Consider the following 22,044-nt stretch of genomic DNA (forward strand, 5'->3'; position numbering starts at 1 on the left):
TAGAACATTATCTCTCATTTTCTGCTTTATCATTCATGAGAATCAGCATCAAAACTTTGGTCAATCAGGACATAGGTAAGGTTAAGTCCCAGTTTAACAGCGAGCTTTTGCAAAAATTGAGTCCTCCATTCCCCAAGGTGACCATCAAGCGGTTTGATGGTATTGATCTAGACAACCAGTTTGAAATGGAATTGAATTTTGGATTCTTCACGCAACGATGGCTGGGTAAAGTAACCAGGTCCTATGAGGGCAAAGAGTCCTTTTTCTTTATCGATGAGGGAGATAAGCTTCCATTCTTTTTAAAGTCTTGGAAGCATCAACATCTTTTAATCAGCAAAAATGGTAAGACTGAAATTGTGGATAACATAACGTTTGAGGGCAGAGCTTTACCGCTTACTCTCCTGCTCTATCCTGCGATGTGGTTGCAGTTTCTGTACCGTAAACCTATTTATAAGCGGCTTTTTCGTTAGCCGAGCTTGAGATTTTCGCAACCTGGGATTTGGCAATCTCCATATAACACCAGCGAGTGGCTTGATATGGCTGATTGGAATTCAATGCCCATAGCTTCTTTGATAAGATTGATCCTTTCATCAGAAAATTCCCGGATCTTTCGGCATTGATTGCACACATGGTGGTCATGGTGCTTGTAAGTAAGCGCCTGCTCGTAAAGAGCGACTTTATCCTTGAATTGATGCTTCACGGCCAGTCCGCATTCCACTAAGAGGTCAAGGGTATTATAGATGGTGGCTCTACTAATTGAATAGCCTTTGTTTCTCATCAAAAGAAACAGTCCCTCTACATCAATGTGCTCATCTTGGGGGAGCGCATATAGTTCATCAATAACCGAAAACCTTTCTGGGGTTTTTCGGCTTCCCTGTCTGCTGAGGAAATTTTCAAAAATCTTCTTTGCCTTTTCTAAAACCGACTTTTCTGCCATAAGAAATTGTAATAATCAATAAAGATGCAGGATTTTTAAATTTTTTCAAACCACACCCTTTTAATATACTGTTATTTGCTATCATTCTAAATAAACCGCATATTCTTACCCAGGAAATTGGTTTAGGGAATGGGAAGCCAAAAAATATTTATATATTAATGGGTAGGATTAAACCCATTATGATCAAACCCAGTCTTTTGACCCTCTTATTTCTCATTTTTTTTGCCTTTGGAAGCCATAGCCAAGTGCCGGGGTTTTTTATGGAGGAAGAGCAAAATAAAATTGAATTGCAATTCCTTTCGAATAACAACCTTATCATTTTGCCTGCCTCCATTAATGGGTCACCAAAGCTTAATTTTCTTATCGACACTGGGGTGAAGTCCAACCTACTTTTCAGTAAAACCATCGGGGATGAACTTGATCTATTCTACTCCAGAAAAATCAACCTCATGGGTGCTGATGGTAAAACTGTGCTATCAGCATCAATAAGTCCCAATAATGAGATTCAAATGGACGGTTTGGTGGGGAGTGTGCAAGCGCTTTTGGTACTGGATAAAGACTTTGTGGAGCTGGAAAGAGTAGTGGGGATTCCTATTCACGGGGTGATAGGGCATGAGTTTTTTAAATTCAATCCAGTAAAAGTGGATTATGACAACAACATCATCACCTTTTATCGAGAAAATAGGTTCCGAAGAAAGCCTTTTGGTTATAAGAAAATGAACATGACGCTTGACAATGGAAAACCGTATGTCACCTCCGTCATTCGACAAGCATCAGGGCCAACCCTTCAGGCCAAACTCCTAATTGACACCGGAGCTAACCATGGACTTTTGCTCAACCAAGAAACTTCAGAAGATATAGTGCTACCTGAAAAAACCCTGGAAAGTGACCTGGGTACGAGTTTGGGCGGCGACCTTACCGGTGAGGTGGGCCGTGTCAAAAAGTTGACGGTTGGGCGGTTGCGGTTTAAGGATATCATTACCTCTTATCCTGATGAAACGCAGTTTTCGGATATAATTATCGAAACCGGAAGGCTGGGGAGTCTAGGTTCGGATGTTTTGAGCAGGGCGCTGATCATATATGATTATCCCCGAGAAAGACTTTATTATAAAAGGGCCAGCTCTTTCAGGCAACCTTTTGAATTTGATATGAGTGGGCTGACCATTCGTATGCCCATGATTGCAGAAAAGCGGTTCTTTGTGCAGCAAATTCGCAGTGATTCACCAGCTGAAAAAGTAGGCTTTAAGGTAGGTGATGAGATTGTGGCAGTCAACGGCATTCCGGTTGAATTTTGGAATTTGCCTGATGTGACCGAGCTATTTAGAAGTCGTGATGGTAGAAAGATTAGGGTAGAAATACATCGGATAATCAAAGATGCAAAGGTCAACCTGGTGAAAGACCTGAAACTCGAGCGGCAAATCTGATAGGATCAAGACTAAGAGTTTTGTAATCGATAATATATTACCTATAAATTATTGAAGTAAAGAGAAATAGGCTATTTTTGGGAAACTACATGTGTAATTGATTAGATATAATGGTGGTAGGAGCCGACTTAAATATTGAGAATATATTATTAACTCTCAGAAAACACCCAAATCAACGTTTTGAGTTACTTTATCTTTCCACAGCCATTAAGAAATTTCTGAATGTGGGAGAAAAGGTGATGCAGGAATCTTTTTTTGAAAGGTTAATGCCCGCTCTCGACCGGCCCTTCTTTGCCAAAATGTTCTCAATTCTTGGTAGCGGTGAGCAAGTCTGCACCCCTTTTATTCTCAATCAACATCAGTTTACTTTTGCCCAGCTAGAAGGCTGCGTAATTGCTCAGGAGGACAAATCCTACCTATGTAATATATTGGTTTTCCAGCAACCTGTCCCCAAAGAAATACACCTCAGTTGGTTAATAAATGCTTCTGGTGAGGTGTATTGTTATGAAAAGAATCAGCAGAACAATAAGCCAAACTCGCTTCGTGATATCCTGTATTTGCTTTTGGAGCGGTTCAATTTCTTGAACAGTTCAGAGCTTGAAAACTTTTTGAAGACAAATACAAACTCCAAATTCGAAATCTTCAGCAAACAGTTGTTTATTAAATCCGAAATGCTCAAAAATGGACTTCGATTGATTTCCATCTGCTATGGATCTTCTGATGCTGAAATGGATATTATGGATGAAGAGGTGTATGAGCAAGTGATCAAGCAGCAGTCGGGCGCCATTTATTATGAACACGAAATCGGCAACAAAGTAGTGAAATGGTCTGGGGCGATTGAAAAAGTCCTCGGTTATACATTTGAGGAATTCAATCAAATTTCAGTTTTAGATTGGAGAGAGCTCATACATCCTGACGATAGAGATCCTTTGATCACCGGTTTTGATGACAAGTTGGATTTGGAGCAGACTTTTGATGTAGTATATAGGATGAAAAACAAGGCGGGTGATTATATATTTGTTCACGACCTGGCAAAACCGTTTTTTCAATCTGCGACGGGAAAAATGTTTGTACTAGGAGCTATCCGGGATATTTCCGAGTTGAAGCAGGCCGAAATGGACCTCCTGGACAACAAGTCAAAACTTAAGGAACTTACCGGTGTGGTGCCTGGCATGGTGTATATGCTCAAGCGAGGCACGGGAGGTTTCAGGCAATTTATGTTCGTCAGCGAAGGTTCTAAGCAGCTCTTGGAACTTGACTCTACAGTGTTGATGGACTCTGTACAAAGCTTGATTGAACTAATCCATCCCGAGGATGTAGATGAAGTGTTGCGCATAGATGAGGAGGCATATTTGGCTGGGACTAAATTTGAATCACATTTCCGGATCATCACCCCAAGTGGACAGACCAAGTGGGTCTATGGCGCCTCCAACAAACTTGAGCAATACAAAGATGAATATATTTGGGCTGGGTTTTTCATCGACATTACCTATACCAAAGAAAAAGAGACTGAAGCACAATTTAATTATCTCAAATACAGATCCCTATATGAGGAAAGCCCACTTGCAATCATACAGTTTGATTCAAAGGGGACCATCCAGGGGCTAAATAGGAGACTTCTACAAAAGCTTCAATTGAAAAGTGAGGATATTTTGGTTGGCAAAGACCTAGCAGAGATTCTATATGATAAGCCTGCATATCAAGCTTTTCAAGACGCTATTCGTACGGGGGAAGGGTTTTACGAGGGACCTTACTTAACCTATTATCATAAAATCAGCTATTATGTAAGAATCACGGTCAGATCAATTGAAAGCAGTGATACATTTTTGGCAACCATAGAGGACCTTACTGAACAGGAATTTATTCAAAACATCCTCAATAAAGTCGCCGACATATCCGCCCAGCTGAAAGGTACTGAGTTTTTCAATAAACTCTGCGAACTTTTGACAGTTAGATTAGGCATACGGTATTGCATGATTGGGGAATATATTGCCAGCACTAATGATATAAAAACGTTGGCCATTGCCAAGGCCGGCCAGCTACTTCCCAATTTTAATTATCCTCTGGAAAACACTCCTTGCTCCCATGCCATTTATCAACCTGGTCATCAACCATTGGTGATTAGAAATGGGGTTGCTGATCAATTTTATAAGGATAAGTTGTTAACCGATTTAAATATTGAATCCTATGCTGCATTATCGATCTTGGACGCTGAGGATAACAAGATCGGAATTCTAGCCTTTATGGATGAAAAGCAAATGGATAATGAGGAAAATATTTCCAAGATCCTGAGAATTATCGGTGACCGGGTAGGCGTTGAAATGCAGCGGGTCAAATATGAACAGGAACTCATTACCACCAATCATCTGCAGCAGGCCATACTTAATGGAGCAGATTATGCCATTTTCTCTGTGGACAACCTTTTCCACATCAATCTTATCAACGAAAAAACCCTTGAGATTTTCAACATTGAAAATAAAGATCAACTGTTGGATATCAGACTTATAGATAAAAACAAAATGATCAGACTGAAAAGTCTGATTGCAAAAGCTTCCAGAACCAAGAATTATTCCTCCTATTTCCACCTTCCGGTTCCTGATGGGGAGCACAGGGAGTTGAAAATATCGGTGGTGACCCTGGGTGATGATCGTAATAGCAACTATGTGATCTTTGCCGATGATATCACCGAAAGGACTTCTGCTGAGAAAAAACTAATCGAGTCTGAGCAGCTTTATCGAAGTATAGCCGAAAATTTCCCCAAAGGAACTGTGGATGTACTCGATAAAGATCTTCGCTATATCTATACAGAAGGCAAGGAATATCAGCATTTAGGCATGAACCCCAAAGAGCTGATCGGATCTTTCCACTTACTTAAGTATGAGGCAGAGGTGGCAGTGGAAGCAAAAACTCATCTGGATGCAGTTCTCCGAGGGGAAACGGTTATGTATGAGATCAGCTATGGCGGTCAGCATTATCTCAAAAGTGGAGTACCTCTCACCAATGCTGATGGGGAGATTGATAGGATTCTTTTGGTGACCCAAAACATTACCGAATCTAAAAAATCTGAGAGGGAAAGGGAAAAGCTTATCAAAGATCTCAAATCGCACAATGAGGAGTTACAGCGCTTTGCATATATCGTATCCCATAATCTCAGGGCTCCAATAGTTAACATATCTGCCTTGCTCAACCTTTATGATGAGGAAGATCCAGCAGATCCAGAAAACAAGGAGGTGATCGATAACCTTAAGATATCCACAGAACTGCTTAGTGCTACGCTGATGGACCTTATTGAGGTAGTATCCATTAAGAAACAAAAGGTGCCCAAAGTTGAACACTTGAATTTCCAGCATGTGATCAACAATGTAGAAAGAAGTCTTTATCAACAGATCATCGAGTCTGGAGTAAAAATTTCAACAGACTTTAACCAGGCTCCCGATATCAATTATGTCTATTCGCATCTGGAAAACTTCTTCTTAAACTTCCTGACGAATGCAATCAAATATAAGCATCCCGAAAGACCACCTGCGCTCCATGTAGAATCTTACAAAATGGGAGATTACCATATTATTGCATTTACCGATAACGGTATCGGGCTTGACTTGGACCGCTATGGAGATAGGCTTTTCGGACTCTATCAGCGATTTCACTCTCATGTAGACGGCAAAGGACTTGGACTTTATTTGGTCAGAGAACAGATCAGGGCTTTTGATGGTGACCTTACTGTAGAAAGCGAACTTGGAAAAGGAACTACTTTCAAAGTCTTTCTAAAAAGCATGGCTCTTAAAAAACCGATAACCGAACCTACCATTAATTCATAAAAAGGCAACTCTATCGGCTTTCTTTCGTGTTATTTGCTAAATTTGAGTGAAATTTAGCAATCATATGAAAAAAGCTTTAATCCCAATAATTGTCATCGTCCTTGTTGGGCTGTTTATGTACACCAAAGCGGTTGGTGTTTACAACCAATTTGTGCAAAAAGAGGAAACCATAGATGGCCAATGGGCTGAAGTGGAAACGCAGTACCAACGTCGGGCTGATTTGATTCCAAATTTGGTCAATACTGTCCGTGGTTATGCCGATTTTGAGCGGGAAACCTTGGAGGGGGTAGTCAACGCTCGTGCCAGAGCCACTTCCATCAATGTAAATGCCGACAACCTTACTCCAGAACAGATTGCCGAATTCCAAGGTGCTCAAGACCAGTTAAGCGGTGCCTTGAGCAGACTTTTGGTGACCGTGGAGAGATATCCCGATCTGAAGGCCAATGAAAATTTCCGGGACCTTCAAGCCCAGCTAGAAGGAACAGAAAACCGGATTGCCGTTGCCAGGCGAAACTTCAACCAATCCGTTCAAAGCTATAATGCCGAACTGCGAACTTTCCCAAATAATATGTTTGCAGGGTGGTATGGATTTGAGCGCAAAGGCTATTTCGAAGCTACAGCTGGAGCGGAGCAAGCGCCAACTGTTCAGTTTTAAAACACTACACCATGCCTGAAAAACTCTTTTCCCAACAGGATAGAAAAACAATAATCGATGCCATCAAGCAAGCTGAACGAGAAACCTCCGGTGAGATCCAGGTTCATTTAGAGAATCACTGTACTGGTGATGTGATGGACCGTGCCGCTGAGGTTTTTGAATTGCTGAAGATGCACAAGACACAGTATAGAAATGCAGTGTTATTCTATCTTGCGGTTGAGGACCATAAGTTTGCCATTCTGGGCGATGCGGGTATCAACAGGGCGGTTCCACCCCACTTTTGGGAGGATATTAAGGAAGCCATGGTGGTTCAATTCAAGAAGAGGGAATTTACAGAAGGGCTGCGAAAAGGTATAGAAATGACCGGTCAGCAGCTTCAATCACATTTTCCTTATGACCAAAAAGGGGATGACAATGAGCTCCCCGATGAAATCTCTTTCGGATAAAACATGCCATTATTCTCAAAATACTTACTTTCCCTTCTTATATTCCTAACCTTTGGACAAGCCATCGCCCAATCGGACGGTGATTTTCCGGCAGTACCATCTCCTCCCCGTCTGGTTAATGATTTTGCAAATGTGCTATCCAGTACCGAAGAAAATCAGCTTGAACAAAAATTGGTCGCTTATGCAGACAGCACCAGTAATCAGTTGAGTATTGTTTTGATTAAGTCAGTTGGGCCATATGACATCAGTGATTATGCTTTTCAGCTGGGAGATCGCTGGGGCATAGGTACGAAGGAAAGAGAAAACGGCGTGTTGATACTAGCCGCTATGGAAGACCGGAAGGTATTTATTGCCACGGGTTATGGACTTGAAGGGGCAATCCCTGATGTAATGGCCCGAAGGATCGTAGATCAGGTCATTGTGCCTAACTTTAGGATGGAGAGCTACTTTCAAGGTTTGGATAAGGCTACCGATATGGTCATCAAATTGGCCGCAGGTGAGTATCAAGCTGACCGAGCCCAACGTCAGGGTAATTCGGGAGGGGCAGTGGTGTTCTTCCTTTTCTTTATTTTTCTTTTCGTAATCATTCCCTTAATCCGAAATAAAAGCGACAACAACAACCATATGGGTGGCCGTGGTGGTGGAGTGGATGTATTTACCACTTTGATGCTAATGAATATGCTTGGTGGAGGGAAAAGCCGTGGCAAATACGGGGATTTCTCATCGGGTCGTGGTTCCTTTGGGGGCGGAGGTTCCTTTGGTGGAGGTGGAGGCTTTGGCGGTTTCGGTGGCGGTAGCTTCGGAGGCGGTGGTGCCGGAGGAAGTTGGTAATTTTCCATTCGTCAATTAATTGAGAATATAAGCAGGTAAACTTTTGAGGTTTGGCGCTTAAATGATAATATAGCCGATTAATTTAACCTGCTGTTATGCTTATTAGTAATATCGATTGGGCTATCATAGCCGCATTTTTTGTAGTATCCATGCTCATTGGTGTGATTACTTCCCGGCAGGCGGGCAAGAATGCCAAAGAGTTTTTTCTTTCCGGCAGAAATATGCCTTGGTGGCTTTTGGGTGTTTCCATGGTGGCTACTACCTTCTCTGCCGATACTCCAAACCTGGTCACTGATATTGTCAGGAAAAATGGGGTTTCAGGTAACTGGGTCTGGTGGGCCTTTTTGCTTACCGGTATGCTTACTGTATTCGTATACGCCAAATTATGGAGGCGCTCCAAAATCACCACTGACCTTGAATTTTATGAAATCCGCTATGGTGGGAAGCCGGCTGCATTCTTAAGAGCTTTTAGAGCTTTATACTTAGGTGTATTTTTTAACATTGTAATTATGGCTACCGTATCATTGGCGGCTATTAAAATTGGAGGTGTGATGCTGGGGCTGACACCTGTGCAAACGATGCTAATCGCCTCTATTGTCACCGTATTTTACAGCTCACTGGGTGGACTTAGAGGAGTGTTATTAACAGATTTCTTCCAGTTCTTTATTTCCATTGCCGGTTCTTTCGGTGCCGCGTGGTATATTCTTCAGCAACCCGAGATAGGATCTCTAGATGCACTTTTTGCAAATCCACAAGTTGCAGATAAACTCAACCTTTTACCAGATTTTTCCGATAGCACTACATTAATACCCCTTTTGATTGTGCCGATAGCTGTACAGTGGTGGGCCACTTGGTATCCAGGAGCAGAGCCCGGCGGGGGTGGTTACATTGCCCAAAGAATGCTTTCTGCCAAAGATGAAAAGAATGCTATTGGGGCCACCTTGTTTTTCAATATTGCCCATTATGCGCTCAGACCTTGGCCGTGGATTATCATTGCCTTATGCTCGATAGTTGTATTCCCCGAGATCAGTGATCTTAAAGTTGCGTTTCCACATCTGCCGGACGACAAGTTAAATGACGATTTAGCCTATCCTGCCATGCTCACCTTTTTGCCGGTTGGCTTGCTGGGGATAGTACTAGCCTCCTTGATCGCTGCTTTTATGTCCACCATTTCTACTCACCTCAACTGGGGAAGTTCTTATGTGGTCAATGATTTTTACGTCAGGTTTATCAAGCCAGAGGCCAGTGATAAGGAACAAGTGATGGTGGGCCGCTTGAGTACGGTTTTGCTTATGGTTTTTGCTGCATTCCTGGCTTTAGAACTTCAAAATGCGCTTCAAGCCTTTGAAATCTTACTTCAAATTGGTGCGGGTACAGGTCTTATATTCATCCTTAGATGGTTTTGGTGGAGGATCAATGCCTACACAGAAATTACCGGGATGGTAGTGTCCTTTGTTCTAGCCATATATTTCGAGCTATACCATGAAAAACTTGGTTTTGAGCCTTTGCTAAGCCATGAAAAGCTGCTGTGGGGTGTTACCATTACAAGCATTGCCTGGATATCTGTGACATTGTTGACAAAGCCTGAAAATAATCAGGTGCTCAGAGGTTTTTACAAACTTGTGCACCCTGCTGCTAAGGGTTGGAAAACTTTCCTTCAGAGAAATCCTGATATCCGTCCGGAAAAAGGACAGCTTCCCTTTGAGATCAGTTTGATGCTCGCAGGATGTATTACTGTGTATTGCGCTTTATTCGCTACCGGATTTTGGATTTATGGTAATGTGGCAGCGGGAATGGTGGCAACAGCTGTTGCGGTTGCGGGGGGATTGTTTATGTTCCTGGGCTGGAATAAAATGAAGGTGGATTAACTATCCACCTTTTTGTTTTTAGATCGGCTGAAGAGCTTGACCAGCTTTTTCTCCTTTTCCCAGAAGAAGGAAAACTGTCCAAATAAAAAGCCATAAAACAGCAATACGATCTGATAAAGCGGGAGTACAAACAGGAAGTACAGGGTACTTTTCCAAAAACCGCCTGTACTCATATCAATTCCCATCAATTCTAGTAAAGGGGTTTTGAGGATCATGATGGTAGTCCCCGTTGCAGCAAACACCATGAGAACTAAAAAGACTTGCCACATGCTAGAAAGCCCCCATTTGGTTTGAAGCTTGTGCAGATAAGAGGGTGATTTCGTCGTTTGTTTATTCATTTTCTCAATTTTCGATTCTATAAATCGGGTAGCGATTGTGGGCTTTTTCCTTCCATGGACTGTTTTCAAAAACCCACCTCAATTGGGCCGGTCCATTTTCTGCAAAATCCCCATTTGCTGCCTTTAGTTCTTCTAATTCTTCCCTAAGACTAGGATTACTTTCCAAGTATTCAGCTGCCAAATCTTCAAAAACATATGCTGAATAGCCTTCCTTGGACTGTAAAATCATATCGAAATAGTTCCACGAAAAGAAGCTGTCTTCAGCCTGTGGCTCAAGAATCTCCATAACAAAGCGATTGCTTTCTTGATTCATTTCGAGCCAAAAATCTCCCTTTTTTATCAATAATTTCTCTTCTTCCTTCCCTACCTTTACTTTACTGTGGTTGAAGTGGCCCTCGTAAGCCCTGTTTGAAGTTTCAAAATCCTCAATATGATAAACCTGCACGGTTAACGTAGTGTCTTCCTTAATTTGGCTCAACTGCACTCCGTTCCTTCTGAGATGGTTGACCACGTTGTGCCAACCTTGGGGGATGATGTAGGCCTTGGGTTTACTCAACCTTAAGCTAGGTTCATAAGTGTTATAATATTTTACCTCGGCCTCAAAAGGCTTACTTTGATCGTAGTAAAGCCTGTCCTGTCCAGAAATCAAGCTTTCCTTGGTTCCAGATTCATAACCCAAAAACTTGATGAGCTCATATTCCTCCCTATTTGGAATGTGGTTGAAACCGAATTCAGTGGCCTCCTTGGTTTTTTCTTTGGCTTCACGCTGTAAGGTCAGCATCTTATCTCCATCCATTTCAACCTGTTGGAGGAATACCTCCAGCAGGGAGTACATGCTTTCCACTCGATTCCTATAACTCTTTAGCATGTGTGCTTCAGGCATGAAACTAAGCGTATGAAACAAGGCTGCATAACCGCTGCTATATCTGGGGCCATCCTTAAATTGCACCCAACCGTTTTCGGGTGGTCCTCCCCATGCATTTACGTACGGTACCAGTGGATATTGTCGTTCCTCCATTTTTTCAAACAGGAAAGGAATCATTTCGCTCTTTAAGTAGCTTCCCAATGGCTCGGCCAACCTGTCGTGCTGGGTTGGGATCAATGTCATGATATGCTGATAGTCGGCCCCATTACTGGTATGGGTGTCTATGAATACTAAAGGATTGAGGAGGTGAAAGATTTCGTGAAATGAAGCCGCATTCCGCGTATCCGCTTTGATGAAATCTCTGTTTAGATCATAATTCCTTGCGTTTCCCCTGAATCCATATTCCTCCGGCCCGTTTTGGTTGACCCTAGTGGTGGAGTTACGGTTGAGATGCCCACCTATGTTGTAGACAGGAATAATGGCCAAAATAATGTCCTCCTGGAGGGTGATTTTTTTTTCGGCCAAATCCCGCAGCAACATCATAGAGGCATCTATACCAGCTGGCTCCCCAGGGTGGATACCGTTGTTTATGAGGACTACCTTCTTACCTTCCTCTTTCCAGGCGGCTGCGTCAAATGCTCCCGAATGGTCATAAATTGCCAGATGCAAAGGTAAGCCACTGTCGGTTAATCCTTTTTCCCAGAGTTTTACGTGCTCATAGGTATCTGCTAGAGCTTCGTAAAAGCTTATAATTTCGGGATACGGAGCCGTTTGACTACCTGAACTTGCCTCGTATAAAGTGGTCTGTGCTATCGCTGAATGAGCTATCATCAAGCAAATGGCAAAATATAAAAAACGCATATTGTTCAAATTTTGGATGAAGATACTAAATAACTGACATTCTCTCCCTATTGCAAAACCTCACATTATAACGTAACTTACGTGACGTTAAGTGCGTGACGTTAAGTGCGTGACGCAAAGTGCGTGACGTAAGTTGCATGACGTAAAGTGCGTGAAGTCAGATTGATTAATTTAAAAACAGGCTTGGAATGAGCAAAAAACCGTTTAATCCTTTTCCTCTTCTCTCTTACAGGGGCAAAAAATACTTCTGTGACCGAGAGAACGAGCTTTCTACAATGCTTGATCATCTTCAAAATGACCGTAATATTGTGCTTTACTCATGGAGGAGAATGGGTAAATCCGCATTGATTTATCGACTTTTTGATGAGTTAGAGTCGGGTAATTTTGAATGTTTATATGTAGATTTCTTAGCTACAAGGAGTGTAGAGGATGCCATAAATACCCTCACACAAGCCCTCTATGAAAAATACGGAAAGACCAAAACCGGAATTTCAGCTACCATTCAAAGGCTATTTTCTGTTTTGGGTGTAACTGTGGGATTTAACGCACTTACAGGAGTTCCTGAAATCAACTTCAAGGTGAATCCCACTACTATACCAGAACATTCCTTATCGGCATTAGGACAGTTTTTAAGTGAAAGGAAAAAAAGGGTAGTTGTGGCCATTGATGAGTTCCAGCAAGTGTCAAACTATGAGAACGGGCATGCCGAGGCGGTTTTTAGGACATGGGTGCAGCAGTTTCCAGAGGTAAGGTTCATATTTAGCGGAAGCCATAGAAAAATGATGGTTAGCATGTTTGCTGAAAAGAACCGGCCATTTTACCATAGCGCCCAATTGTTGGCATTGGATCCCATACCGTTGGAAAAATATGCGCCTTTTATCCAGGGGCATTTTCAGGCAAGGTCGAAAGAAATATCCCTTGAACAAATCGATACAATTTACCAATGGGCTAGAGGGCAGACTTACACCATTCAGCTCATCTGCAATTATTTGTTTTCACACTGTGTGAAAGTCAGCGATGCAGATATAACATTTGTGTTGGATGAGATTTTGAACCAGCATCAGGGGATGTTTGGTAGCATGGCTAAAATGCTCACCAAGACACAATGGAGGCTTTTTAAAGCTATAGCCAAGGAAGAGCCTCTTCAATCCCCCCAAGGAAAGGATTTCCTGCTGAAATATGGGTTAGGAGCTGCAAGTACCGTAGCTACTGCCTTAAAAGCACTGGAAAGACTTGAGCTGGTAGTTGAGGAAGATGAGGGTGGATATATCGTCCACGAGGTACTATTATCCAGATGGATGGCTAGGTTAGTCTAGCCAAATTTAAAAAGCCAACCCGAAGGCTGGCTTTTTCATCAATTGAATGTAAAAAGATTACTGTTTAGCGATTTGAGCGCATCATTTTTTATTGAGGTGTTCACCAGTAAAGATACATTGTGACGGCTACCCCCATAAGATACCATGCGGATAGGGAAATCGATCATGGCATCCATGATATCCTTCAAGGTGCCCTTACTTTCGGCTACCATGTTGCCCACTATACAAATGATACTTTGATTTTGATCCACTTCCACTATCCCAAAGTGCTCCAGTTCTGAGATGATCTCTACAAGATGCGTTTCATCATCGATAGTTACAGATAGAGCCACTTCAGAAGTGGTAATCATATCAATCGGCGTCTTATATGCTTCAAAGATTTCAAAGACCTTTCTCAGGAAGCCGTAGGCGAGCAGCATGCGGCTTGATTTGATTTTGATGGCAGTGATACCGTCTTTGGCAGCTATAGCCTTTACGCCTTGTCCTTGTTCTTCAGCGGTGATGGTAGTACCCAATGCATCAGGCTGCATGGTGTTGAGTAGCTTGACGGGGACGTTGTACATCTGAGCTGGCCAAATAGAAGCAGGATGGAGTATCTTGGCTCCAAAATAGGCCAATTCAGCTGCTTCATCAAATGACAGCTGGGCAATCGGCTTGGTCTGGTCTACGATCCTCGGATCATTGTTATGCATCCCGTCAATATCGGTCCAGATTTCAATTACCTCCGCGTTCAGCGCTGCCCCTATAAGTGAGGCTGTATAGTCACTGCCCCCTCTTTTGAGGTTGTCGATCTCCTTGCGGTGATTTTTGCAGACAAAACCCTGAGTGATGAATAGCTTTTGGTGTGGGTAGTCCGAAAGGATGGACTTCAACCTCTCCTCAATTTTAAGCAGTTCTGGCTCCTGATTCTCATCGATGCTCATAAAGTCGATGGCAGGTAGAAATACAGCGTCTATCAGCAATTCATCCAATAAAGTGCAGAACAGCTTGGTGGACAAAAGTTCGCCCTGAGCCAAAATGTCCCGGTTTATGGCCTCGTTGAAATTGATCTTCAGAATGATGTTCAAAAATTCGAAATGCTCCTGGATGATGCTGAGGGCTTTTGCTCTTCCTGCTTCGGTACTCAAAAGCTCCATATAGAAACTTTCATAATGAACTTGCAGCTCATCTATAATTTGCTTGGCCTCCTTCTTATTGGCTTGGCTCAATGCCTCCCCGATTTGGATTAGGGCATTGGTAGTGCCGGCAAGGGCGGAAAGGACAACTATTTTGGGAGAGTCGTCTTGAATTATAAGGTCTTTGACCTGGTGCATTCTCTCGGGCCTGCCGACAGACGTGCCGCCAAATTTCATGATTTTCATAACTGAAAGCATCCGTATTCCAAATACGGAAGTAATAGGTTTAAATAAATAGTTGGTTAAAAGCCCAGCATTTTGATGGCAGTGATGGCAGCTTCGTCGCCTTTGTTGCCATGCTTGCCTCCTGACCTGTCCAATGCCTGTTGCTGAGTGTTAGGTGTTAATACCCCAAAGATCACCGGTTTGTTATACTTTAGACTGACATTTGTAATTCCATGGGCCACGGCATCACAAATAAAATCAAAATGCCTGGTTTCCCCCTGTATAACACAGCCTAAGCAAATAACTGCATCGATCTCCTCAATTTCAGCTGTCCACTGGGCACCAAGGGAAAGTTCAAAGGAGCCAGGTACGTTTTTTCTAAAGATGTTTTCCTTTTTAGCCCCATGTTTGAGCAAGGTGCTGATAGCCCCTTCGTAAAGGGCCTCTGTCACATCTTCATTCCATTCTGACACCACTACGGCAAATTTCTTATCGCTGATATCGGGGATGTTGCCTGCTGAATATTCACTGAGGTTTTTAAGTTGGGTAGCCATGAGTTGGTGGGTTTTGATTAGTTATAAAAACAAAAAAAGAGTAAAGCCGGTGGGCCTTACTCTCTCTAAAATGCTCTGCACAGCAGCATTACCTAGAGGCAAGGCCTTCTAAGCGCGCTTTATGCTTTCGTGCTGCAGTAAATTCATAAGATTCGAAGTATTTCTCCTCGATCTCCTCGTAAGTCTTGATTGCATTGTTGATGTCGCCATTTTCCTCATAGGCAATTGCCAACTTGTTCAAGTAGCGAGGAGTGAAGAATTTGTTCTCCTTGTAGTCAGCAGCTTTTTTATAGGAGTTGATAGCATCACCTGTTTGACCAAGCTCCATCTGAGCATCGCCGATCAAGGCATAAGCTCTAGCCTGAACAAAGAAATCACTTGAAGAGAAATTTTTAAGGTGGTCAACCGCTTTCTGGTGCTCTCCTTCTGCAAGGTAAAGAGATCCAGCATAGAAATGTGCTAGATTAGATGCATCCGTTCCGCTGTATTTGTCAATGATTGTCAAAAAGCCAGCATGTTCTCCGTCACCGTTAAGGGCAAGGTCTGCTTCATCCTGCTCCCAGTAATATACTGCTTGGTACATTTCTGCTTGGGCGATCTTGTTTTGGTTGGCTTTGTGGATTTGAAAACCAATTACTCCGGCGATTACCAAAACGATAGCAATGATTATCCCTCCTACTAATTTCGTGTTCTCCTTCAAGAACGCCTCGCCTCTACCTAACCTGTCAGCAATTACGTCCGGATTTTCCAGAAGTTCATTTGCCTGCTCTTGTTGTGCTTTTACGTTTTTAATGTCTGTCTTCGCCATTTTTACTAATTTTCAGTCGCAAATATAGAGGATGTTTTATTTAATAGCAATATCTTATTTCCCCTGTCATTTGCCAGAAACTAAAGGAGCTCGGCAAATGAAGCCTTAATATTAGGACATTCTTTTGTTTTATAAAAAAATAACCCCCAAAATGATTTCATTTTGGGGGTTAAAATATCTTATATGGTTAATTTATTCCATCACAAAAGGATAATCTTCCTGAACGTACACGTCCTTGAAGGCATCCTGCCCGTCAGGCCATGGTGACTCTTCAGCAAACTTCACCGCTTCGTCCACTTGCTTCTTCACCTTTTTATTGATCGCGTCGATCTCATCTTCGGTCAAGATATTATTGTCCAAAATGGTTTTCTTCACCTGCTCGATAGGGTCACGTTGCTTGTACTCTTCCACTTCTTCCCTAGTTCTGTACTTCTGGGGATCTGACATGGAGTGACCTTTATAACGATAAGTTCTGAATTCGAGCAAAGTAGGACCATCTCCTTTTCTTGCTCTTTCGGCAGCTTCCGCCACTGCTTCGTGGATGGCTTCTACATTCATACCGTCCACTGGGAAGGAAGGCATGTCGTATGATTCACCTATAGTGGAAAGATCATCTACATTTGAAGATCTTTTTACCGCAGTACCCATTGCGTAACCGTTGTTTTCAATCACGAAAATAACAGGAGCCTTATAAAGCATCGCCAAGTTGAACGCCTCGTGAACTGCACCTTGCCTTACCGCACCGTCACCCATGTGACAGATGCAAAGATTTTTGGTCCCTCGGTATTTTTCGGCAAAGCCGATTCCAAGACCCATTGGTACTTGTGCACCTACGATTCCGTGGCCACCCATGAAGTTTACCTCTTTGTCAAAGATGTGCATAGAACCGCCTTTACCTTTGGTAGTGCCAGTAGCCTTACCAAAAAGCTCGGCCATTACAGCACCCGGATCAGTGCCTAGTCCCAGTGGGTGGGCATGGTCACGGTAAGCGGTGATCCACTTGTCATCTTTTTCAAGTGCGGTGATGGCACCGGAAGCACAGGCCTCCTGCCCAATATATAAGTGACAGAAACCTCTGATCTTCTGCTGTCCATAAAGTTGGCCTGCCTTTTCCTCAAACCTCCTCATGAGCAACATGCTCTCATACCAATAGGTATAGGTCTCCTTTGAATATTTTGCTTTCGCCTTGGTTTTATTCGAACTCTTCTTCGCCATATCGAATTTTGTATAAATAGCCTAAGTTTGCGGGTCAAATATAGGCCATGTTTCGCTGATTAGCAAAACCTTTCCATGTTTTGGGAGCTGCTTCAGGCGCTTTTTAAAGGACATTGGTGTTTTCTATATTGACGCATAAAACGTACTTTTACCACCCCAAACCAAACCTTATGCACCTAAAAAACATCAAGCTCAACCAGTTCAAGAATTATAAACAGGAAAGAGCTGTGTTTTCGAAGGAAATCAATTGTTTTTTGGGAATGAATGGTAGCGGCAAAACCAATATTTTAGATGCCATTCATTATTTGTGTTTCACTCGCAGCGCTTTCAATACCATCGATTCTCAAAATATTCTTCACGAGGAAAGTTTTTTTACCATTGGAGGAGAATTTGAAAGGGAAGGGAAAGACCTTGAACTTAGATGCGTATTTGAGGCTGGAAAGAAAAAGCAGCTTATATTAAGCGGAAAACCATACGACAAGATGAGTGACCATATAGGGCTTTTTCCTGTTGTAATGATTGCTCCCGATGATATACAGCTTATAAAAGGGGGGAGTGAGGATAGGCGGAAGTTTGTCGATAGCATGCTTTCCCAGTTGGATAGAAATTATCTCCAGGCCCTTGTCCGCTACCAACATTTTCTCAAGCAGCGAAATGCTTTGTTGAAGCAATTTGCCGAAAGTGGCAAGTTTGATAAGGAGTTGCTTGAACCTTACAATCGGGAGTTGATTTCGCTGAGTCATGTCATCTATGCCAAAAGAATAGAGTTTATTGAAAACTTCAGCCCGAAATTGGAGCATCATTATAGGGTTATTTCTGATAGCAAGGAGGCCGTGACCGTCAGGTATGAAAGCCATTGTGACCCTGAAGGGTTTGAAAAGATGTTCAGGGAATCGCTACAGCGGGACTTGGCTTTAAAAAGGACTAACAAAGGGATTCACCGGGATGATTTTGCTTTTGAGATAGATGGCTTTCCTTTGAAAAAATATGGATCTCAAGGTCAGCAGAAAAGCTACTTAATTGCTTTAAAATTATCCCAATTTCAGGTTCTGGAGGAAGGAATGGGTGTAAAGCCCATATTACTCTTAGATGACATTTTTGACAAACTTGATGATGCCAGAATAGAAAAGATGGTCAGCCTGGTGGCCGACCATCAGTTTGGGCAACTTTTTATAACTGATGCAAGGCCAGAGAGGTCCAAGCAGATTTTGTCTTCCATAGATGCGGAAAAGACTTTTTTCCGGATTGAAAAAGGAACAATTAGGCCGGAGCCTGAAGGTTAATACCTTTTTTTCTTCATCATCTGCCCATCCATAGAATATATTCCGGCTCCTCTGAGGAAAAGGAATATCCATGAAAGCAGAAACAGTAAAGGTAATTCCTTGTCAGAAAACCCTTCACCCGCATGCACCACAAAGGCGATTACGAGCATGTTAATGATGAGGGGGATTAAAGCCAAGCGGGTGGCAAAGCCCAATGCCACCAAAATGGCGCAGAAAAATTCCGCGAAAATCACCAGTTGTAAGGAGAATGCCGAGCCTATGCCCAATGGGTCTGGGAATGATCCTAGCCGCTCACTGAAGTTGAGAATCTTGCCCCAGCCGTGTGTCATCATCATTAGTGAAACCCCAACACGGAAAATGAGTAATCCTACGTCGGTGAAGAATGGGCGGGTGGAAAATATCATTTGTTTCATGATCGTATTATTTAGAAAAACTACTCCACAATAAATATTCCGTTTAAAGATTACCAATTTTAAGATAAAAAGTTTAAACTCCTTTACCGTTGATCAAACAATCCCATCTTGGTCTAGTTGGCCTAATGTAGGAATCGGTTGAATTATGGTAAAAATTGAAGCTTTAATGCCTATACATACTTTTGATGCACTGATGGAGGATATCCAGGGGCTAAAAGTACTGATGATAAATTTTTCGCAAGTTAGCAGCGTTGCTGTGCTGGGAAGCAAAGGAACACAATATCGAGGAGTGCCCTCCCCTTCAATTTTTGAGGAAAAAGTAAAGCTGGAACTTGTGGTTGGCCCTAACCAATTGGAGCAAATCTATCAGAGTTTGGATACCTACAATAACGCAGGTTTAGCCTATGTGGTCACGGAAGTAAAGGAGTTCAAGTCTTTTTCTCAAAATCCAGACCTATAATGGAGGGAAACCTGATGATTAACAACCTCTGGATGATTATGGCCACCATCTTGGTCTTTATCATGCATATTGGGTTTGCTACGTTGGAATCAGGACTTACCCGTCAAAAAAACACCATCAACATTCTCTATAAAAACTCCATCATTCCATCCATTGGAATACTTACTTATGCCCTGATTGGATATAACATCATGCATGCGGAGGATGTGAAAGGCTTGTTTAAGTTGGGAGTCTATTTTCCCGAAGGGGATGGATTTGAAACTGTGGACGGACAATACACCTACTACACCCATTTTATTTTTCAGGCCATGTTTGCGGCCACTTCGGCCACTATTGTGTCTGGGGGCGTAGCGGAGCGTATTAAATTAAAACCATTTTTATTGTTTTCCACCTTATATATAGGGCTTTGTTTTCCCATTATAGCCAGATGGAAATGGGGTGGTGGATTTATGGATAATTGGGATACGCCATTTTATGATTTTGCCGGTAGTACGCTACTGCATAGTGCTGGGGGCTGGGCAGCATTAGTCGGGGCCATATTGGTTGGTCCACGGTTAGGAAGATTTTATCAGGGAAAAGTCCGGGCATTCCCGGGCCATAATATTCCTTTGGCCACTTTAGGGGTTTTCTTGTTATGGTTCGGCTGGTTTGGATTTAATGGCGGATCATTAGGGTCTGCCGAACCAGGGCAACTGTCCCGGATATTTGTAACCACCGCTGTAGGGGCTGCTTCCGCATCTATCGGTGCACACTTCACCTCCTATGTGACTTTCCGGACTTTTGATATCACTATGGTGCTAAATGGCATCCTCGCGGGCTTGGTTTCTATCACGGCTGGGGCCGATGTTATGAATGTTTGGCAGGCTGCACTCGTCGGGTTGGTGGCCGGCGTAATGGTGGTTTTCGGGGTAATCTTAATGGATAAAATCAAAGTAGACGACCCTGTAGGGGTGGTTCCTGTTCACTTGATGAGTGGAATTTGGGGGACGCTTGCAGTGGGGATCATCGGGGAAAAAGCGGGCTGGAATCAATTAGTATCCCAGATTCTAGGGGTTCTGATCGTAGGGGGCTTTTGCTTAGTTTTCAGTTGGGTCGCATTTTATACTATTAAAAAGACCTTCGGACTTAGAGTGCCTGAGGATGTAGAAAAACAAGGTTTGGATATCCACGAACACAGCATGCATGCCTATCCCTATTTCGGGAAACGGGAATGAAAAAAGCCATGCAATTTCTCGCATGGCTTTAATTTTTAGCTCCAAAGGTTTTCAGGATACTCACCTTCTTCGTGTAATTTTTTTAGCGAGCTGATTACCTCTGGTTTGTCATCGGTATAGGTGACGCCAAACCATGTCTTGCCTCCCGAGAGAATCTCAACAGCTGCTTTGTCCTCTTGGATAAGGTGATTGGCTACTGTTGGGATGTAAAATTCGGATTTAGGATTGGTGTAGTTGTTTTTTAAAAACTCGGACCATTGCTCATTGATAGCTTCAATAAATGAAGGATGGAATCCCCAGCAGTTCATGGAAGCCTTTGCAGTCGGGGCCAATTCGATAGTCTCACCGTTCATTTTGGTTACAATCCTATCGCCCTCTCTTCCGATATCAGTTGTCTCCACCATTCCCAAAAGCTGGTTCTTTTCATTTGTTTCGCAAATACCTCTGGAAACGGTTCCGTTGTCAGACAATACGTTTTGTAATTCATACCCCACCATACTATGGAGGTTAGGCTGAACACCATTGCTCAAGAAATCAGATAACACACTAAAGGCTTCCTTACCATAAAAATCATCAGCATTGATCACTGCAAACGGTTCCTTGATGACATCCTGCGTGCATAGAACTGCGTGAGCGGTTCCATAAGGCTTGGATCTTTCGGGGTTATTATATTCTTCAGGTACAAAACTGTCAAGAGACTGTAGTACAAACTCCACCTCGATTTTGCCTTCTAGTTTAGGAAGAAATTTCTCCTTTACTTCCTCAAGGATTTCCTTTCTAACCACAAAGACTACCTTGCCAAAGCCTGTTCTGATGGCATCAAAAATGGAATACTCGATGATGGTTTCCCCGTTTGGACCGAATCCGTCGATTTGCTTATTGCCACCATATCTGCTGCCCATTCCGGCAGCTAGTACTAAAAGTGTTGGTTTGCTCATTTTATATATCAGTTTTCGTTTCTAATTCAAAGTCCCAAAACTAAAGAATTTATTCCAAGCTGGGAATTCTTAATCTACTTTTTAACTGGGCTGCACTCCTCACAAACTGCGCCAAAGGTAATTTTTAAGTGTCCTGGATTTCGATCCATAAAAGGCCCTCTGAAAGAGCGAATAAAGCCAAGCCTAGTCAATCATCAAGTGCCGTTATCGATATTATAATATTGGCTTGAATAGGGTACAAACTTATAACCAATTCCTAGGCTCTCCCGATCCAATACGGATTCTCTACCGTTTGTCACTAGAAAATATAAAAGAGTGTAGGTGAAAAGATCAGGTAGGAAAAGTATTGAATGTCAAGGAGCATGGTGGTAAGTACCTAGTGAACTGCCCTTTGACAAAAATTATTACTAAAGTAAACCTGCCTTAAAGTAAAAAAGGCGGACCCCTAAAGGTCCGCCTA

At 42.7% G+C, this 22,044-nt stretch carries 20 protein-coding genes; 11 read left to right on the forward strand and 9 right to left on the reverse strand.

From position 1 onward, the window contains the following. The first annotated feature begins 35 nt into the window (after positions 1-35). On the forward strand, positions 36-470 hold the full coding sequence (locus FPL27_RS01315) for an SRPBCC family protein (protein ID WP_143959370.1): 435 nt from the start codon (positions 36-38) through the stop codon (positions 468-470). Here the strand turns inward: FPL27_RS01315 and FPL27_RS01320 are convergent. Next, a complete protein-coding gene (locus tag FPL27_RS01320; protein ID WP_143959371.1) occupies positions 467-937 on the reverse strand; it encodes a Fur family transcriptional regulator in 471 nt (156 codons plus the stop codon). The genes FPL27_RS01315 and FPL27_RS01320 overlap by 4 nt on opposite strands. A gap of 179 nt (positions 938-1,116) precedes the next feature. On the opposite strand from FPL27_RS01320, the gene FPL27_RS01325 reads away from it, so the two are divergent. The 6 genes from FPL27_RS01325 (at position 1,117) to FPL27_RS01350 (ending at position 9,979) form a co-directional block, all read left to right on the forward strand. Next, positions 1,117-2,361 carry an aspartyl protease family protein gene (locus FPL27_RS01325; protein ID WP_185974260.1) on the forward strand — a complete coding sequence of 415 codons (1,245 nt, stop codon included), beginning with the start codon at positions 1,117-1,119 and terminating at the stop codon, positions 2,359-2,361. Positions 2,362-2,471: 110 nt separating this feature from the next. Further along, positions 2,472-6,179 (forward strand): PAS domain-containing sensor histidine kinase, encoded by a 3,708-nt coding sequence (locus FPL27_RS01330; RefSeq protein ID WP_143959373.1) that lies wholly within the window; start codon positions 2,472-2,474, stop codon positions 6,177-6,179. 64 nt (positions 6,180-6,243) lie between these two features. Further along, entirely contained in the window at positions 6,244-6,834 is a 591-nt protein-coding gene (locus tag FPL27_RS01335) for a LemA family protein (RefSeq protein WP_143959374.1), read from the forward strand. 11 nt (positions 6,835-6,845) lie between these two features. Then, the gene (locus tag FPL27_RS01340) at positions 6,846-7,280 is read left to right on the forward strand and encodes a TPM domain-containing protein (protein ID WP_143959375.1); all 435 of its coding nucleotides are present in this window, start codon (positions 6,846-6,848) and stop codon (positions 7,278-7,280) included. A 3-nt stretch (positions 7,281-7,283) separates the two neighbouring features. Further along, positions 7,284-8,111 carry a TPM domain-containing protein gene (locus FPL27_RS01345; protein ID WP_143959376.1) on the forward strand — a complete coding sequence of 276 codons (828 nt, stop codon included), beginning with the start codon at positions 7,284-7,286 and terminating at the stop codon, positions 8,109-8,111. A gap of 95 nt (positions 8,112-8,206) precedes the next feature. Then, positions 8,207-9,979: a sodium:solute symporter family protein gene (locus FPL27_RS01350; RefSeq protein WP_143959377.1), complete on the forward strand. Its 1,773-nt coding sequence runs from the start codon at positions 8,207-8,209 to the stop codon at positions 9,977-9,979. On the opposite strand, the gene FPL27_RS01355 is transcribed toward FPL27_RS01350, so the two are convergent. After that, entirely contained in the window at positions 9,976-10,317 is a 342-nt protein-coding gene (locus FPL27_RS01355) for a DUF6787 family protein (protein ID WP_143959378.1), read from the reverse strand. The two genes, FPL27_RS01350 and FPL27_RS01355, sit on opposite strands and share 4 nt — an antisense overlap. Positions 10,318-10,321: 4 nt before the next feature. Beyond that, entirely contained in the window at positions 10,322-12,043 is a 1,722-nt protein-coding gene (locus FPL27_RS01360) for a M14 family zinc carboxypeptidase (RefSeq protein ID WP_143959379.1), read from the reverse strand. 188 nt (positions 12,044-12,231) lie between these two features. Between FPL27_RS01360 and FPL27_RS01365 the strand changes: the two genes are divergently transcribed. After that, complete coding sequence (locus FPL27_RS01365) at positions 12,232-13,359, forward strand: AAA family ATPase (protein ID WP_143959380.1); 1,128 nt, start codon at positions 12,232-12,234, stop codon at positions 13,357-13,359. A 38-nt stretch (positions 13,360-13,397) separates the two neighbouring features. On the opposite strand, the gene FPL27_RS01370 is transcribed toward FPL27_RS01365, so the two are convergent. From FPL27_RS01370 to pdhA, 4 genes are all read right to left on the reverse strand, one after another. Next, entirely contained in the window at positions 13,398-14,720 is a 1,323-nt protein-coding gene (locus FPL27_RS01370; RefSeq protein ID WP_143959381.1) for an aspartate kinase, read from the reverse strand. A gap of 56 nt (positions 14,721-14,776) precedes the next feature. Beyond that, positions 14,777-15,253, reverse strand: a complete 477-nt coding sequence (gene ribH, locus FPL27_RS01375) for a 6,7-dimethyl-8-ribityllumazine synthase (RefSeq protein WP_143959382.1) — start codon at positions 15,251-15,253, stop codon at positions 14,777-14,779. 88 nt (positions 15,254-15,341) lie between these two features. Continuing rightward, positions 15,342-16,061 carry a tetratricopeptide repeat protein gene (locus FPL27_RS01380; protein WP_143959383.1) on the reverse strand — a complete coding sequence of 240 codons (720 nt, stop codon included), beginning with the start codon at positions 16,059-16,061 and terminating at the stop codon, positions 15,342-15,344. Positions 16,062-16,253: 192 nt separating this feature from the next. Continuing rightward, on the reverse strand, positions 16,254-17,276 hold the full coding sequence (pdhA, locus tag FPL27_RS01385) for a pyruvate dehydrogenase (acetyl-transferring) E1 component subunit alpha (RefSeq protein ID WP_143959384.1): 1,023 nt from the start codon (positions 17,274-17,276) through the stop codon (positions 16,254-16,256). A 170-nt stretch (positions 17,277-17,446) separates the two neighbouring features. On the opposite strand from pdhA, the gene recF reads away from it, so the two are divergent. After that, entirely contained in the window at positions 17,447-18,559 is a 1,113-nt protein-coding gene (recF, locus tag FPL27_RS01390) for a DNA replication/repair protein RecF (RefSeq protein ID WP_143959385.1), read from the forward strand. Here recF and FPL27_RS01395 read toward each other — a convergent pair. Continuing rightward, positions 18,556-18,972, reverse strand: coding sequence for a DoxX family protein (locus tag FPL27_RS01395; RefSeq protein WP_143959386.1), 417 nt, complete (start codon positions 18,970-18,972; stop codon positions 18,556-18,558). The genes recF and FPL27_RS01395 overlap by 4 nt on opposite strands. 166 nt (positions 18,973-19,138) lie before the next feature. On the opposite strand from FPL27_RS01395, the gene FPL27_RS01400 reads away from it, so the two are divergent. Both FPL27_RS01400 and FPL27_RS01405 read left to right on the forward strand, forming a co-directional pair. Further along, the gene (locus FPL27_RS01400) at positions 19,139-19,432 is read left to right on the forward strand and encodes a hypothetical protein (protein ID WP_143959387.1); all 294 of its coding nucleotides are present in this window, start codon (positions 19,139-19,141) and stop codon (positions 19,430-19,432) included. Then, entirely contained in the window at positions 19,432-20,646 is a 1,215-nt protein-coding gene (locus FPL27_RS01405; protein ID WP_235893352.1) for an ammonium transporter, read from the forward strand. Before FPL27_RS01400 ends, FPL27_RS01405 begins: the two co-directional genes overlap by 1 nt. Positions 20,647-20,681: 35 nt before the next feature. Here the strand turns inward: FPL27_RS01405 and FPL27_RS01410 are convergent, their stop codons facing one another. Then, positions 20,682-21,584 carry a sugar phosphate nucleotidyltransferase gene (locus tag FPL27_RS01410; RefSeq protein ID WP_143959388.1) on the reverse strand — a complete coding sequence of 301 codons (903 nt, stop codon included), beginning with the start codon at positions 21,582-21,584 and terminating at the stop codon, positions 20,682-20,684. Between the last annotated feature and the right edge of the window lie 460 nt (positions 21,585-22,044).

It is taken from the genome of Litoribacter populi (genome assembly GCF_007483685.1).
Lineage (GTDB): Bacteria > Bacteroidota > Bacteroidia > Cytophagales > Cyclobacteriaceae > Litoribacter > Litoribacter populi.

What these genes read in the sequence shown, in the direction of transcription:
- FPL27_RS01315 (WP_143959370.1), top strand. Translation starts at nt 36, where the DNA reads ATGAGAATCAGCATCAAAACTTTGGTCAATCAGGACATAGGTAAGGTT.
- FPL27_RS01320 (WP_143959371.1), bottom strand. Translation starts at nt 937, where the DNA reads ATGGCAGAAAAGTCGGTTTTAGAAAAGGCAAAGAAGATTTTTGAAAAT.
- FPL27_RS01325 (WP_185974260.1), top strand. Translation starts at nt 1,117, where the DNA reads ATGATCAAACCCAGTCTTTTGACCCTCTTATTTCTCATTTTTTTTGCC.
- FPL27_RS01330 (WP_143959373.1), top strand. Translation starts at nt 2,472, where the DNA reads ATGGTGGTAGGAGCCGACTTAAATATTGAGAATATATTATTAACTCTC.
- FPL27_RS01335 (WP_143959374.1), top strand. Translation starts at nt 6,244, where the DNA reads ATGAAAAAAGCTTTAATCCCAATAATTGTCATCGTCCTTGTTGGGCTG.
- FPL27_RS01340 (WP_143959375.1), top strand. Translation starts at nt 6,846, where the DNA reads ATGCCTGAAAAACTCTTTTCCCAACAGGATAGAAAAACAATAATCGAT.
- FPL27_RS01345 (WP_143959376.1), top strand. Translation starts at nt 7,284, where the DNA reads ATGCCATTATTCTCAAAATACTTACTTTCCCTTCTTATATTCCTAACC.
- FPL27_RS01350 (WP_143959377.1), top strand. Translation starts at nt 8,207, where the DNA reads ATGCTTATTAGTAATATCGATTGGGCTATCATAGCCGCATTTTTTGTA.
- FPL27_RS01355 (WP_143959378.1), bottom strand. Translation starts at nt 10,317, where the DNA reads ATGAATAAACAAACGACGAAATCACCCTCTTATCTGCACAAGCTTCAA.
- FPL27_RS01360 (WP_143959379.1), bottom strand. Translation starts at nt 12,043, where the DNA reads ATGCGTTTTTTATATTTTGCCATTTGCTTGATGATAGCTCATTCAGCG.
- FPL27_RS01365 (WP_143959380.1), top strand. Translation starts at nt 12,232, where the DNA reads ATGAGCAAAAAACCGTTTAATCCTTTTCCTCTTCTCTCTTACAGGGGC.
- FPL27_RS01370 (WP_143959381.1), bottom strand. Translation starts at nt 14,720, where the DNA reads ATGAAAATCATGAAATTTGGCGGCACGTCTGTCGGCAGGCCCGAGAGA.
- ribH (WP_143959382.1), bottom strand. Translation starts at nt 15,253, where the DNA reads ATGGCTACCCAACTTAAAAACCTCAGTGAATATTCAGCAGGCAACATC.
- FPL27_RS01380 (WP_143959383.1), bottom strand. Translation starts at nt 16,061, where the DNA reads ATGGCGAAGACAGACATTAAAAACGTAAAAGCACAACAAGAGCAGGCA.
- pdhA (WP_143959384.1), bottom strand. Translation starts at nt 17,276, where the DNA reads ATGGCGAAGAAGAGTTCGAATAAAACCAAGGCGAAAGCAAAATATTCA.
- recF (WP_143959385.1), top strand. Translation starts at nt 17,447, where the DNA reads ATGCACCTAAAAAACATCAAGCTCAACCAGTTCAAGAATTATAAACAG.
- FPL27_RS01395 (WP_143959386.1), bottom strand. Translation starts at nt 18,972, where the DNA reads ATGAAACAAATGATATTTTCCACCCGCCCATTCTTCACCGACGTAGGA.
- FPL27_RS01400 (WP_143959387.1), top strand. Translation starts at nt 19,139, where the DNA reads ATGCCTATACATACTTTTGATGCACTGATGGAGGATATCCAGGGGCTA.
- FPL27_RS01405 (WP_235893352.1), top strand. Translation starts at nt 19,432, where the DNA reads ATGGAGGGAAACCTGATGATTAACAACCTCTGGATGATTATGGCCACC.
- FPL27_RS01410 (WP_143959388.1), bottom strand. Translation starts at nt 21,584, where the DNA reads ATGAGCAAACCAACACTTTTAGTACTAGCTGCCGGAATGGGCAGCAGA.